This window comes from Pseudoalteromonas luteoviolacea (assembly GCF_021654285.1).
In the GTDB taxonomy this organism is placed as follows: Bacteria; Pseudomonadota; Gammaproteobacteria; order Enterobacterales; family Alteromonadaceae; genus Pseudoalteromonas; species Pseudoalteromonas luteoviolacea_J.
Genome location: NZ_JAKFZS010000047.1, coordinates 14,826 through 28,419, shown reverse-complemented (window position 1 = coordinate 28,419; position 13,594 = coordinate 14,826). Strand labels below are relative to the sequence as shown.

12 protein-coding genes are annotated in these 13,594 nt (G+C 43.9%); 8 read left to right on the top strand and 4 right to left on the bottom strand.

Features of this window, described 5'->3' with window-relative positions; translation table 11 throughout:
* The 7 genes from L1077_RS25660 to purF form a co-directional block, all read left to right on the top strand.
* The coding region (locus tag L1077_RS25660) for a FimV/HubP family polar landmark protein (RefSeq protein WP_343222321.1) at nucleotides 1-1,598 on the top strand (1,598 nt) is incomplete at its 5' end.
* A gap of 107 nt (nucleotides 1,599-1,705) precedes the next feature.
* Nucleotides 1,706-2,506 (top strand): tRNA pseudouridine(38-40) synthase TruA, encoded by an 801-nt coding sequence (truA, locus tag L1077_RS25655; RefSeq protein WP_237139619.1) that lies wholly within the window; start codon nucleotides 1,706-1,708, stop codon nucleotides 2,504-2,506.
* A gap of 219 nt (nucleotides 2,507-2,725) precedes the next feature.
* A complete protein-coding gene (accD, locus tag L1077_RS25650; protein WP_046357907.1) occupies nucleotides 2,726-3,601 on the top strand; it encodes an acetyl-CoA carboxylase, carboxyltransferase subunit beta in 876 nt (291 codons plus the stop codon).
* Between the two features lie 22 nt (nucleotides 3,602-3,623).
* Entirely contained in the window at nucleotides 3,624-4,886 is a 1,263-nt protein-coding gene (folC, locus tag L1077_RS25645) for a bifunctional tetrahydrofolate synthase/dihydrofolate synthase (RefSeq protein ID WP_237139618.1), read from the top strand.
* A gap of 10 nt (nucleotides 4,887-4,896) precedes the next feature.
* A complete protein-coding gene (locus L1077_RS25640; RefSeq protein ID WP_237139617.1) occupies nucleotides 4,897-5,622 on the top strand; it encodes an SPOR domain-containing protein in 726 nt (241 codons plus the stop codon).
* A 61-nt stretch (nucleotides 5,623-5,683) separates the two neighbouring features.
* Nucleotides 5,684-6,178: a CvpA family protein gene (locus L1077_RS25635; protein WP_039608475.1), complete on the top strand. Its 495-nt coding sequence runs from the start codon at nucleotides 5,684-5,686 to the stop codon at nucleotides 6,176-6,178.
* Nucleotides 6,179-6,196: 18 nt separating this feature from the next.
* Nucleotides 6,197-7,723 carry an amidophosphoribosyltransferase gene (gene purF / locus L1077_RS25630; protein WP_237139616.1) on the top strand — a complete coding sequence of 509 codons (1,527 nt, stop codon included), beginning with the start codon at nucleotides 6,197-6,199 and terminating at the stop codon, nucleotides 7,721-7,723.
* A gap of 112 nt (nucleotides 7,724-7,835) precedes the next feature.
* Here purF and L1077_RS25625 read toward each other — a convergent pair whose 3' ends face one another.
* Nucleotides 7,836-8,435 (bottom strand): Yip1 family protein, encoded by a 600-nt coding sequence (locus L1077_RS25625; protein ID WP_237139615.1) that lies wholly within the window; start codon nucleotides 8,433-8,435, stop codon nucleotides 7,836-7,838.
* A gap of 209 nt (nucleotides 8,436-8,644) precedes the next feature.
* Between L1077_RS25625 and miaE the strand changes: the two genes are divergently transcribed.
* The gene (gene miaE / locus L1077_RS25620) at nucleotides 8,645-9,433 is read left to right on the top strand and encodes a tRNA isopentenyl-2-thiomethyl-A-37 hydroxylase MiaE (RefSeq protein WP_237139620.1); all 789 of its coding nucleotides are present in this window, start codon (nucleotides 8,645-8,647) and stop codon (nucleotides 9,431-9,433) included.
* Nucleotides 9,434-9,441: 8 nt separating this feature from the next.
* Here miaE and L1077_RS25615 read toward each other — a convergent pair whose 3' ends face one another.
* Genes L1077_RS25615 through L1077_RS25605 form a run of 3 tightly spaced genes read right to left on the bottom strand, consistent with a single transcriptional unit; the run spans nucleotide 9,442 to nucleotide 13,462 of the window.
* The gene (locus tag L1077_RS25615; protein ID WP_046357912.1) at nucleotides 9,442-10,776 is read right to left on the bottom strand and encodes an O-antigen ligase family protein; all 1,335 of its coding nucleotides are present in this window, start codon (nucleotides 10,774-10,776) and stop codon (nucleotides 9,442-9,444) included.
* Nucleotides 10,777-10,779: 3 nt separating this feature from the next.
* The gene (locus L1077_RS25610; RefSeq protein WP_237139614.1) at nucleotides 10,780-12,180 is read right to left on the bottom strand and encodes a GumC family protein; all 1,401 of its coding nucleotides are present in this window, start codon (nucleotides 12,178-12,180) and stop codon (nucleotides 10,780-10,782) included.
* Nucleotides 12,181-12,190: 10 nt separating this feature from the next.
* The gene (locus L1077_RS25605) at nucleotides 12,191-13,462 is read right to left on the bottom strand and encodes a polysaccharide biosynthesis/export family protein (RefSeq protein ID WP_237139613.1); all 1,272 of its coding nucleotides are present in this window, start codon (nucleotides 13,460-13,462) and stop codon (nucleotides 12,191-12,193) included.
* Between the last annotated feature and the right edge of the window lie 132 nt (nucleotides 13,463-13,594).

Sequence of the window (13,594 nt, the reverse complement as noted above, 5' to 3'; positions counted from 1 at the left end):
ACGAACTTGGTCTAGAAGACGAACTTGGTCTAGAAGACGAACTTGGTCTAGAAGATGAGCTGGGTCTAGAAGATGAGCTGGGTCTAGAAGCTGAGCCTGAGCTAGCAGCGGAACCTGAGCTAGAAACTGAGCCTGAACTAGAAACTGAGCCTGAACTAGAAGCGGAACCTGAGCTGGAGCTAGAAGCCGATTCAGATTTACAAAGCTTGATGTCTGATATAGATGGTATTGAGCCTCAGAATGTTGACGACATGCTAGAGGAGCTTGAAGCTGAAGCCGAGTTAGCGTCTTTAGATGAGGCATTATTGGCAGAAGATGGAGAGATAGATTTAGGAGATGATCCGCTAGGTGATGAAGTTGATCTGCTAGCAGATGAGCCTTTACCTGAGCCGGATTTAGTGACACCCAGTGCTCAACTAGAAAGTTACCCAGAACTTGAGCTTGAAGAAATTGAAGAGCAAGAAATCTCTTTGGCTGAGGAGCCATTCACGGAAGAAATGAGTGAAACGGAGCGCCAGCTTGCACAGAGCCTTGAAAGCCAACGTGATTTAAATGCAGATATTGAAGGCGACCTTGAAGCGCCCTTTGAAGATGACTTAGACGATTTATTTGGTGATTTAGATGATGATACTCAAGCAAGCGAATCGCCTAATTTAGAGAGGGACACCTTATCTGAATTATCCAATGCGCAAGACTTAGCACTTGACGATGCACCAGAAGACGATCTGGACGACCTAGGTATTGATTTAGATACCCCATTTGATGAAGATGCCGCGCTGGCTGCGATGGATGAAGAGGTGCCTAGCGAACCTATTCAAAGCGTTCCTGAGCAAGTCCAAGCGCCACAAGATCTCGAAATTGATTTAGACACACCTTTTGACGAATCTGCGGCGTTAGCATCATTAGAAGGTGAAGCGCCATTAACAGATGAACCTGAGGAGCTTAGCAGTGCTGAACTTGATCAAGATATGGGGATATCTGACTCTGAACTGGAGCTAGATGTAAGCGCAGATCCAGATGCATTTTTAGCGGAACTTGATGAAGTGGCAGAAGCGGATAGCGAAGTTGAGCCGCCTGTTGATATTGATGAAAATGCCATTGAAGATGCCTTTATGGCCGATCTTGAAGGCACTGACTTTAATGCCTTACTGGATGAGTTTGCTGAACCTGAAGTGCTTGATAGGGAGCAAGAGCCAGAACTTGAGGTCGACTTCGATGCATTACTAAGTGAGGACTTAGATGATAAGTTCGAAATTGAGGAGGATATGCAGCAAGTTGAATCCTCCTCAATGCCCGAAGATTTTCTAGAGATTGATGACTTACTCGCAGAAAGTGATGATGCAGTGACGAATGAAGAACCGTACCAAGAGCCGAATATGGATGTGGGGTTAGATGATTTTGATGAGCTACTTGCAGGCGATAATTCAACGGATGTGGATTTAGAAGAAGGTGGGTTCTCGGCAAAATTAGACTTAGCGAGAGCATATCTTGAAATAGAAGATTTTGACTCGGCAGTGTCCGCGTTAGACGAAGTGATGGAGAATGGTCCTGAGTCTGTTCAAGAAGAAGCTAGGTTACTTAAAGAGCAGATAAAATAACAATGATGACATGATAAAGGGGGGCGATATCGCCCCCCTTTGCTTTTATTCCCAGCGCCAATAGCATAAAATGCCCGGCTATAATTTAGTGAAGAGTTTGCAAGTGTATGCGTGTAGTACTAGGTATCGAGTATAACGGTGGCAATTATTCAGGCTGGCAACGTCAAAGTCATGTGAGTAGTGTCCAAGAAGAAATTGAAACAGCGCTTTCGCGGATCTGTAATCATCCTGTTGAAATCGTATGTGCAGGTCGCACAGATGCAGGTGTGCATGCGACAGGGCAGTTAGTTCATTTTGATACTGATGCTGAACGTGAAATGAGTGCATTTACACTTGGTATGAACTCTCAATTACCTGACGATATTGCTGTGCGTTTTGCACAGCAAGTTGATGATGAATTCCATGCACGCTTTAGTGCAACTGCAAGGCGATATCGCTATGTGATTTATAACCATACATATCGTCCGGGCATATTAAGAAATGGTGTGACGCACTACCATCACCCGTTAGATGAAAAAAGAATGCAGGCGGCCTGTCACCATATGCTAGGTGAGCAAGACTTTACCTCTTTCAGAGCGGTACATTGCCAATCTAATACGCCGTTTAGAAATATTCACCACCTACAGGTTGATAGATTTGGTGATTATGTCGTTATTGATGTCAAAGCCAATGCATTTTTACACCATATGGTGAGAAATATCACTGGGTGTTTACTAGACATAGGTATTGGTGAGCAATCGCCTGATTGGATGGCAGAGCTGTTAGCTTTAAAAGACAGAACACAAGCGAGTGCAACGGCTAAACCAAATGGCTTGTACTTAGTGGATGTTGATTACCCTGAAAAATGGGGTATTCCTAAAATGTCAGTGGGCCCATTGTTTTTGCCGGAAGTTGAGATTAAAAAATAATTATTACTTAGGCGTGGATGAAACTGCATAAGCTATTTAATTATAAGCGATAACATTCCTTATACTGTGCATTAAAATCTCAGTTCCTCACGCGTCTATTACTTGTTAAGACTACTAAGACCAGTTTTTTATACCGCTGTTGCCTTAAACATGTTTTAATTGGGAAAATCTGTCTGTGTGCACAGACTAATATACAGAATAAAGACAAGAGAGTTGCCAATGAGTTGGTTAGAAAAAATCTTGCCTAAAGCTGCTAAATCGGCAGGTAAGAAAGAGGTTCCGGAAGGAGTATGGGCAAAATGTACAGCCTGTGATTCCATCTTATACAAAGCTGAGTTAGAGAAGTCGCTTTATGTATGTCCTAAGTGTGACAATCATATGCGTATTTCAGCGCGTGAGCGCCTAGAACGTTTCCTAGATGACGGTGAGCTTGTGGAATTAGGCACTGAGTTTGAGCCACAAGATGTGTTGAAGTTTAAAGACTCCAAAAAGTACTCTGACCGTATTACTGCTGCACAAAAAGTCAGTGGTGAAAAAGATGCGCTGATCGCGATGAAAGGTCGCTTGAAAGGCATGCCAGTTGCGGCAGTTGCATTTGAATTCTCATTCATGGGTGGTTCAATGGCATCTGTTGTAGGTGCGCGCTTTGTTGCTGCTGTGAATGAGTGTCTTGAGCACAATATGCCGCTAATCTGTTTCTCTGCATCAGGCGGTGCACGAATGCAAGAAGCGTTATTTTCACTAATGCAAATGGCTAAAACCAGTGCTGCACTTGCAAAAATGAGTGAGCAAGGTTTACCGTTTATCTCTGTATTAACGAACCCAACTATGGGTGGAGTATCGGCTTCATTAGCAATGCTTGGTGATATCAACGTGGGTGAGCCAAAAGCACTGATTGGTTTCGCTGGTCCTCGTGTAATCGAGCAAACAGTACGTGAAACCTTACCTGAAGGTTTCCAGCGCAGTGAGTTCTTATTAGAGCACGGTGCGATTGATGTGATTATTGACCGTCGTGAAATGCGTGACTCTCTAGCACGTATGATTTCTAAGTTTATGGACTTGCCTTCTACAGAACAAGAGCATAGAGTAGCGTAAATTTTTCGAAATTGAGCTAGCTATGTCACACATCAAACCTAGCCAATCATCGAGCTTAGATGATTGGCTTTGTTATTTAGAGCAACTGCACCCTGCAAATATCGAAATGGGGTTAGAGCGTGTTGCCCAAGTCGCAAACAATATCCACTTACTTGATACCCCTAGTAAAATCATATTGATCGGTGGCACGAATGGTAAAGGCACAACAGCTCGTTGTATGGAAGTAATGTTACTTTCACAGGGCTATTCTGTTGGTACCTACGCTTCTCCACACCTTATCCGCTACAACGAGCGCGTGCGTATTAATGGTCAAGAATTGTCAGACCAAGAACATGTTGACGCGTTTTATCAATTGGAGCAAGGCCGCGGCGAAACGCAGTTGACCTATTTTGAATATGGGACGCTTGGTGCGCTGGCTCTATTCAAACGCTATGAAGTGGATTATGTGCTACTGGAAGTAGGGTTAGGTGGTAGATACGATGCAACAAACATTGTCACACCTTATGCCAGCATTATTACTACAATCGATCTCGACCATAAAGAGTATCTAGGTGATACACGTGAGCTTGTAGGGTATGACAAAGCGGGTATTTTTAGAACGAACACCCCTGCGATCGTGGGCGATCTGAATATCCCTCATACGGTCACGGATTACGGTGATGAAATTAACGCAGATATGATTTTATCAAAGCGTGATTTTGTCTTCACACCCCTTGATAATGGTTTGCGCTGGCAGTACCAAGAGTATGATATGACGCTCACACAGCCTAGCATTCCTGCACAGAATGTAGCAACCGCATTGACGGCGTTAGCACGATTAGACCTGCTACCAGAGCTGGAAAAAATACCTGAGCTATTAGATAACTTACAGGTAGAAGGGCGCTTTCAAAAGCTCAGTGACTCTCCTTTAGTGTACACAGATGTTGCCCATAACCCAGAATCAGCGCGTTATTTACGTACAAAGTTGCTCGACTTAAAAAATCAGGGCTTTAAAATTAATGTCTTAGTCGCTATGCTTGCTGATAAAGACAAAGCTGCGGTCATTAATGAGTTGAGTGATGTTGTAGATCATTGGACATGTGCTTCCCTCAGTGGACCAAGAGCGGAAAGTGCCGACAATATGCGTGCAGTGTTAGGGCAGGTGCAGCAACATGATGTTGCAGCATATGAGTCTGTGCACCTAGCACTTGATGCATTGTTACCTGCACAAGAAGCCAACTCAGCACTTATCATTTTTGGCTCGTTCTTTACGGTTGCAGATGCCATACAGTATTGGAAAAAATAGAGAGTAAGACGTGAACTCAGGATTTGTAAATCGCCTCGTAGGTACCAGTATCATAGTGATTGCTGCCATCGTATTTATTCCAAATATTTTGGATGGCGAAAAAGTGCACTATAAAGAGGGGTTCCAACAAATTCCTGAGCGACCAGAATTTTCATCTATTGATCTTCAAGAGACGGTAGAGGCGCGCGCAGAATTAGCTGTGCAGCCAAAACCTGAAGTGGTAGAGGATATTCAAGCAGACGATATCTCTGCGGATACAAACCTAGATGATACATCTGTAGCCTCAAATGATGCAGAGGCGAGTACACGAGCAGAAACGCAGGCTGTGTCTTCTGAACCAGAGGCACAGAAAGTCGCTGACGCACCAGTAGAGCAAGTTGAGTCTCAACTTAAGCAACCTATTGAAGAACAAGTGGCAGAGCCAAAGAAAGTTGCGACTGTTGAGGTAAAAGCACCTGAGCCTGAGCGTCCTGATCATTCTAACTTTTCAAAAATGGCGTACGTAATTCAATTGGGTAGCTTTTCTCACAAAGCCAATGTTGATGCGTTAACTGCAAAACTTAAGCTCAATGGCTTTAAAACGTTTACTCGTCCAGTTAAAACCCCCAATGGTACGCTGACAAAAGTATTTGTTGGACCAGATTTAAATAAGCAAAAACTTGAAGCTAAGTTACCAGAATTAAAGAAGTTAACTAAACTTAACGGCCGCCTTACGCAATTTAAGGTTGCAAAATGATCTGGCAATTCTAGGGCGTGTCTTATAAAATGCGCCCAAAATTAACGACTTGTTGGTTATTATGATTTGGGTTGATTACGCCATATTTACAGTTGTCGGTATTTCTACCTTTTTTGGCCTGATACGCGGCTTTGTAAAAGAAGCTATGTCCCTTGTAGTTTGGGTTGGCGCATTCTTTATATCCAGTCTATTTTATCAATACCTATCCACTTTCCTTACCTTTGTTTCAGAACCCCTATTAAGAAACGCAGCAGCAATAGCCATACTATTTGTCGCAACGCTGGTATTAGGTGGATTAGTTAATTTTATATTGGGTGAACTTGTACAGCGTACAGGATTATCTGGCACAGACCGTGTTGTTGGCATCTTATTTGGTGCTATGCGCGGTGTATTAGTCGTCAGCGCCCTGTTGTTCTTTCTCGATGCTTTCACCAAAGCCCCAGATACAGATTGGTGGAAGGCGTCGGTAGTAATCCCTGAATTTGGATTTGTTATTGAGTGGTTTTTCTCTTATTTGGAGAACAATTCGAGCTTTTTAAATTCAGCAAACCGTTAATCGGCGAGGAATTTTTTAATGTGTGGTATCGTTGGGATAGTCGGAACATCTCCTGTTAATCAGGCTTTGTATGACGGCTTAACTGTTTTGCAACACCGCGGTCAAGATGCAGCGGGCATCATTACCATTGACAACAATACGTTTAGCCTTCGCAAGGCAAACGGCTTGGTAAAAGACGTGTTTCACACACGTCACATGAAACGACTACAGGGCAACATTGGTATTGGCCATGTGCGTTACCCTACAGCAGGCTCTTCAAGCTCTGCTGAAGCGCAGCCTTTCTACGTAAACTCTCCATTTGGTATCTCATTAGCGCACAATGGTAATTTGACCAATGCCGCAGAGTTAAAAGAGCGTTTGTTTACTAAGGCTAGACGTCATGTAAACACAACATCAGACTCTGAGATCCTACTAAACATTCTTGCTTATGAGCTAGGTTGCAGTGACAAAATGAAGCTGGATGCAGATGACATGTTTACCGCAATTGCCGCAGTGAATGCGCAGTGTTCAGGTGGTTATGCAAGTATCGCAATGATCATTGGTCACGGCATGTTAGCGTTTCGTGACCCACATGGTATTCGCCCATTGGTATTTGGTAAACGTGACACAGACAATGGTACTGAGTACATGTTTGCTTCTGAAAGCGTAGCATTGGCGACAGATGGCTTTGACTTCGTGCGTGATGTTGCTCCAGGTGAAGCGATTTACGTGACTGAAGATGGCCAGTTCTTCTCAAAAATGTGTGCAGATAAAACCATGTTAGCGCCATGTATTTTTGAGTTTGTTTATTTTGCTCGTCCAGACTCAACCATCGACAACATGTCTGTTTATGCATCACGCGTAAATATGGGTACCAAGTTAGGTGAAAAAATTCAACGTGAGTGGGCGGATAAAGACATTGATGTGGTTATTCCAATCCCTGAGACCTCATGTGATATCGCCCTTGAAATTGCTTCTGTACTCAACCTGCCATATCGTCAAGGCTTTGTGAAAAATCGCTATATTGGCCGTACTTTCATCATGCCAGGACAAGAGCAGCGTAAGAAGTCAGTACGTCGTAAGCTTAATGCCATCGACAGAGAGTTTGTCGGCAAAAATGTGCTATTAGTGGATGATTCAATCGTACGTGGTACTACCTCGGCGCAAATTGTTGAAATGGCAAGAGAAGCAGGTGCTAAAAATGTTTACTTTGCATCAGCTGCCCCTGAAGTACGCTTCCCGAACGTATACGGTATCGATATGCCATCGGCTGCGGAACTGATTGCGCATGGTCGTGAGCTTGAGGACATCAATGCGAGCATCGGCTCTGACGGTCTGATTTATCAGTCACTTGAAGATTTAATTGCAGCAGTTCGCATTGAAAACCCTGAGATCAGTCTGTTTGAAACATCTGTATTTGACGGTCAGTACATCACAGGTGATGTTGATCAGGATTACTTAAACCGTATCGATGCACTGAGAAATGACTCGGCAAAATCAACGCGTGAGCAAGCGATGTCAGCGAGCTTAGAGCTACATAATCAGGAAACAGGCGAAGGCGAATAAGCAACGCATGAACTTGAATATGTAAAAAAGGGCGATGGTGAATACCATCGCCCTTTTAGTTTGATTTCGTTTTTAGGATAAAAGCAAAGGCAGCGCGAATCACCACGCTACCCTAAGTAAATGTAGGGCTAATTATGCCATTCGTCCATAAAATAGCCGTTGCAGCGAGAATGATCACCAATAAGATTAGTCCACAGGTGACCATTGAGCTGGCGTAGATAAAGCCTCTCTCTTCGGGAATATGCATGAGAATAGGCACTCCCGTGTAGAGTAAGTATACGGAGTAGGCGACAGAGACGATGCCAATACTGACCACAAACCAAAGCTCTGGATAAATGGCGGCAATGGCTGACATAAAGAGCGGTGTTGAGGTGTAAGCTGCCAATTCAAGGGTTTGCGTAAAAGTTGGTGCAGCGCCAAAGGTGACCGCCATCCAATGTGCCAAATAGGCAAGTGCGAATACGCCGATGATCAGTGCAAAGTACATAGCAATTGCGATGAGCAGGGCACTTTCATGAGTAAGGTATACAGCATCACCCGCGCCAATTTCCCAACCTAAATGAACAGAAGAAATGTATCCCATAATACTTGGGATCAGGGCAATTACTATCATATGGGATAGGCTAAAGCTGGCATTTTCATGATGGTTGTCAATCGTCTGCCACTCCTCAATTGGGTGAGCATAGAGTCCCCATAGGTGGTTTAAAATCATACAAAGCCCCTCTTGTTTTTTGAGTGTTTTTTACACAACTTCAATTAACATATGAAATATTGGTTAAATTTTGTCAAGCAACTCGGGTTAAACGACGGGTGTACTTGATCCTAAACAATCAAGCCATCTTATTTCCGCTACGCCAAGATAGAGTGGTGTGGTGAGTGTGTGATAGAATTGCGCCATTAGTTCGAAATATTTTGATGATGATGCTAGATAAATACGCAGATTTGCTTGCACCGATATATGAGTTCTTGGGTACATGTACACCCGACAGTTGGATTGAAGAGGCTAAAAAGCCTGAAAATTTACAACGACTTCTTGTTGACCACATGCATTGTGAATTAAAAGCGGCGCAAAGCGCAGCATTTTTAATTCGTAAATATGCCGTGGATAATGAGTCAGCAAAAACGTTATTGGGTTGGGTAAAGCCTTATGAGGATTTTGTATATCGTAAAATAGGTGATGGCACGTTTGCAGCGAGCAAAAACGAGTTAATTGGCAGCTTAACTGCGAAGCCAGAATATGCCTACAACCAAGATATATTAGACAAAATGGTTCGCCTTATTAAAGAAGAGCTGCATCACTTTGAGCAGGTGCTTGAGATCATTCAGCAAAGAGGTCTACGTGTACAAAGCCTAAACGCTTCTCGCTATGCTGCGGGTATGATCAAGCATGTGCGCACGTTTGAGCCAGCTGCGTTAATTGACAAGCTCATTATTGGTGCATTCATCGAAGCGAGATCGTGTGAGCGCTTTGCTAAGCTTGCGCCGTTTTTAGATGATGAACTGGCGCGTTTTTATGTATCACTGCTGCGCTCTGAAGCACGTCACTATCAGGATTATATTGAGCTTGCTGAGCAAGTTGCACAGGCAACAGATCCGACACGTTTTGATGTGGCTGCGCGTATTGCCGAGTTTAAAGCCATTGAAAATGCGTTAATTGATACACCAGATGAAGACTTTAAATTTCACAGTGGTGTGCCTGTAGCGGCATAAAAACTCAATTAACGCCCCGCGCGTCTGCTTGGAAAGTGCTCTATTTGCCTGTGCTTTCTTGTTGATGCGCGATATGCTTTCTCGCCTTTGAATACGATGCCAAACCATAGCAACGCGGGCCAGTACAAAAACGACAAAATCTCTAAGTTTTCAAAAAAGCTATAACAGATAAACACCGTCATTAAACACAGTGCTGTTTGTGCTGTTTTAGAGTCTTGTGATTTCCATAAAAAGTAAATAAAGGTAAGCGCCATTGGCACGGCAAGGGCGATGGCGCCAACAATACCTTTGACAAAAAGTAGTCCATACCAGCTATGGTGAGAGCCAATTGGCATACGCTCAACGAGTTTAGGCCCGCGCTCAACAATACCGTGACCCCAAATAGGCGCTTCTGCTTCCCAGCGCTGTACGGCTATATTGGCTAACGCTTGCCGTACCCGCGTTGAGCCTGGTCGTTGTTGTTTGACGGCTTCGTAAGAGTCCATCACCCATTGATACACAGGCTCACCGAGTAACAGTATCACGGGCACTAAAAAGCCGAGTAAAAATAAAAACCATGGCTCTTTGAATTTATCGCTGAACATCACCATAGGAAAGAGCATAATAAAAATGGCAATGCCCGCACGGGATTGAGAGAGTAGCAGCATGGCCCAGCATCCAGCGATGGCCCAGCGGCGAATACGCGCGTTTTGCTCTTGCAGGCAAAATACCAGGTAGATACAGGCCATAAACCCGGCTGCGGGAGCCCACGGAGTGAAGAAGCGCCATCTTCCAGCACCAGTTTCTGGGTTTATACCGTAAAAACTCACCATGAAAAAGCTTTCCCCGGGCCCGCCGATGACTTTTAATGGAGAGAGGAAAATATCGCCGGGTAAGCGACCTAAGTAAAAAATAAAAGAAACCACAGCAAAGATCAGGGTTTGAATGCCGATGATGCAAACAGCACGGATCACGACTTCTTTACGAATTTGAATTAAATTCCCTATCAAAGGAAATAGCGCTAAAAGCGCCCAACCTTTCATCCAACCAATGGACGATTTTATGGTTTTTCCTATGCCTAATGACCAATTGAAGTGGGCAATAATGAGCGCCACCAGCATCACCAGCATGGCGATGATCCATAACCACACCATAGGGTTAACGCGGCTATGCTTTTTATCGACTTCAACGTAGAGGCGGGTGATCACCATGGCAAATAAGATCCAGCCAATCACCGAGCCGAGGACGTATAGTGTGCCAGTTAAAAAGGAAGGGTAGGTCAGCACTAAGCCAGCCCAGACGACGAATTCTTCTGAGCTGACAAATTCTTTTTTCTCTCCTGGCAATGCTGACAGTAGTAGCATCCATTATCCTTTTGCTTTTGGCTTCTCAACAACGAGTGCAACGATTTCTCTGCGTTTGTTAACCATTAATATAGCAAGTGATGTGAAAATCATCGCAAAAAGCGCCGCAGCAATGGCCAACCCTTTTTTCGGACTCACTGCTTTAAAAGCCATTGAGGGTGGCGTCATAAGTTGCACAATCGGATATGAAGCGAAGACATCTGCTTTACTTGCTTCTAAGCGCGCAGCTGCTGAGGTGAATACCGCTTCTGCTAAGTCAAATTCACGTTGAAGGCGCTCAAGCTCTGCAGCTTCTCGTGCATATATTTTAATTTTTTCGTTTAACAACGTTTGGGCTTGGTCTAGCTGAACTAATTTTGCTTCTTTGCCTTTTTTAACAGCATACGCGTTAATAAGATCTGCAAAAAGTTGCGCACGTTTTGGGTTGTTTTTTAAATCTAGTGAAGTGAATATGTGCGCTGCGTTTGGACCCACCAAACCTTGCGAGCGGTTTCGAAGCGACTGTTTTGAATATTCAAAGCGAGCAAATTCTGCTTTGACTTTAGGGTGACCCTCTCCCCAACGTGAACGATATTCGCTCAACTGAGATGCACTAGAGGTAAGCTCTGATAGATAGCCACGAAACTCACTGTCAGACTGAAGTACAAATGCTTGACCTGCCATAGCTGGTGACACACCTAAATCTACGCTCAATTGGCTGACATAGTCTTCGCCTTGGCCGATTTCAGCTTGGATCATCACCATTTTTTCTCTAATTGAAGACAAAGTAGCTGTTTCTCTTTGCAATTGCTCAGCAGAAACAATGAGTGAGCGCTGTTGAAAATCAATAATATTATTACGAGTTAGATTTAGACGCTCACGGTATTGGTCTAAAACAGCTTTGATGCTTTCGTCACGACGTTTAACCTCATCTGCACGCAAATGGTCAAGCTGTGCTTGTAGTGCGTCGTAGATAGCCCATGCTTTGTTTTGTGCAATTTGTGGTGAGCCGCCGGTTGTTTCTACATTCAAAATAGAGGTTTGCTCGGTTAAGCGTACTTTTGGATTGCCAAACTCGCGACCTGTTAGATTCATTGTTTTAGCTGCGCTATCTAGCAGGTTACGACTCATGATCATCTCTTTGTAGTTAACGCGTGGGTTATAGCCTTTACCGAATGGTGCACTGGTCGACGAGACAACTTGACCTACTTCGTCGATATTAACTTGGCTGTTTGCACCTGTACCTGGTAGCACAATGTCAAAATCACTTTTGAATGTGGGGGCTTTTTGCAAGTAGGCAATCACCAATAATGTAATGACAACATAGCTAATCGCACATGCAGCTAAGTATGGTCTGCGCAGCCAACGATAAATCGTTGCTCTAAAGCGGCTGTATGGCGTTGTGACTTGAAGTGCTGTACCCATGATACACCTCCTAAAACACCTTGAATGGTGCGACTAAGTCTAAAACTGTTTGCGCCACGTCTCTTAAATTTGTGATATCAGAGTCGTAACAGGCGATAGCGTCATTTGGCATTACGTATGGATTGATTTTATCTCTGTAAGGCATACGCATAAGTTGCTCGATTGAACGCTCAATAACTTGTGTCTGTTTTGTAATTGGGTGTGTGCTTACTAACACTACGCGACGAGGTGCGTTAGTATATGACTTGCCACCGACACAGTTGGCAGAGACTGCTGCTTGTAATAAACGCGTACCATAAGGCAAGCTACTAGAAAAACGACCGATGGCGGCGTTTGAATTACTCTCTGCAGAATCTATCAAGTTAGACATAAACACTCTAAAGCCCTTTGGCGTGATCTGCGAGGGTCTAACCAAATGAGGTTGAAAACAGCCTGTGCTTGGCACGATGACTTGGTCACCGGCTATCAATGCGTAATCAGTTACCGGCTCGCCAGTTAAAATGCCCGTAAGGTCTACTTCTACCTGCCAACCTGAACGAATTAAAATTACTTGGTCGAGCTTTGCATCTGGGCGAATACCAGATGCAGTTCTGACCGCTTCCGACAATAAACGCTTTTTACTTTGGTCACCTGAAGCTGCAAGACGCTCTTGCTGTACTTGCGACGGGATCGTTGCATTAATTGTCACGCGACCTGGCTCAAACACAGCGCCAGATACTGGCACTTCTATGGATGCTAAGTTCAGTACTTTGATATTTACATCAAGCGTATGCGCTTTGAATATATTCGCTCTGATCAATGCTAGCTCAATGCGCTCACTTAAATGTTTGGTGGTCAAACCCGCTGCAAAAATAGGTTCTATCACAGGCATTTCCAGTAGGCCAGAGCTATCTAATATATAGCGACCATTGAAACCTTCACCAAACTCCATATTAATATCGATCAAGTCGCCCGGGCTCAGTGGTAAAGAATTTGCATCTTTTCCACCAAGTACTGGTACTGGTGCTTGGTTGTTAGGGTGTGTAACAATTGCTTTGTCAACGCGATACTGTTTTGAAATGGCAAATTCGTTCGCGCCAGAGCAATCTAAACCGGCTGCGAATACTGTACCGGGCTCTGCTGGATTAATCACTGTGCCTTGTGCATCAGGGTGGCCATAAAAACGGTCGTCGTTATCTTCTAACTCTACTGTTCCGTCAATATGTGCACAGCCAGCAGTCAGCGCGATATTGCACACAAGTGCTAATATACTGAGCTTTGTTGTGATGCTGGTGACTGTCATAGTCTATTCCTTAATGAAAGATACTGTCTTAAATAAAGCATTAATTAGGCCAGTTGTCGAAATCATTAAAAAACAGATGGTTACAATGTTATTTTGCGGTTTTTATATTGGCTTTTTGCAATTTGCATCGAG

Bases quoted from the DNA above. Each gene is read 5' to 3' on its own strand.
- L1077_RS25635 (WP_039608475.1), top strand. From the start codon at position 5,684: ATGATTTGGGTTGATTACGCCATATTTACAGTTGTCGGTATTTCTACC.
- L1077_RS25615 (WP_046357912.1), bottom strand. From the start codon at position 10,776: ATGCTACTACTGTCAGCATTGCCAGGAGAGAAAAAAGAATTTGTCAGC.
- L1077_RS25610 (WP_237139614.1), bottom strand. From the start codon at position 12,180: ATGGGTACAGCACTTCAAGTCACAACGCCATACAGCCGCTTTAGAGCA.
- folC (WP_237139618.1), top strand. From the start codon at position 3,624: ATGTCACACATCAAACCTAGCCAATCATCGAGCTTAGATGATTGGCTT.
- L1077_RS25625 (WP_237139615.1), bottom strand. From the start codon at position 8,435: ATGATTTTAAACCACCTATGGGGACTCTATGCTCACCCAATTGAGGAG.
- miaE (WP_237139620.1), top strand. From the start codon at position 8,645: ATGCTAGATAAATACGCAGATTTGCTTGCACCGATATATGAGTTCTTG.
- purF (WP_237139616.1), top strand. From the start codon at position 6,197: ATGTGTGGTATCGTTGGGATAGTCGGAACATCTCCTGTTAATCAGGCT.
- L1077_RS25605 (WP_237139613.1), bottom strand. From the start codon at position 13,462: ATGACAGTCACCAGCATCACAACAAAGCTCAGTATATTAGCACTTGTG.
- accD (WP_046357907.1), top strand. From the start codon at position 2,726: ATGAGTTGGTTAGAAAAAATCTTGCCTAAAGCTGCTAAATCGGCAGGT.
- truA (WP_237139619.1), top strand. From the start codon at position 1,706: ATGCGTGTAGTACTAGGTATCGAGTATAACGGTGGCAATTATTCAGGC.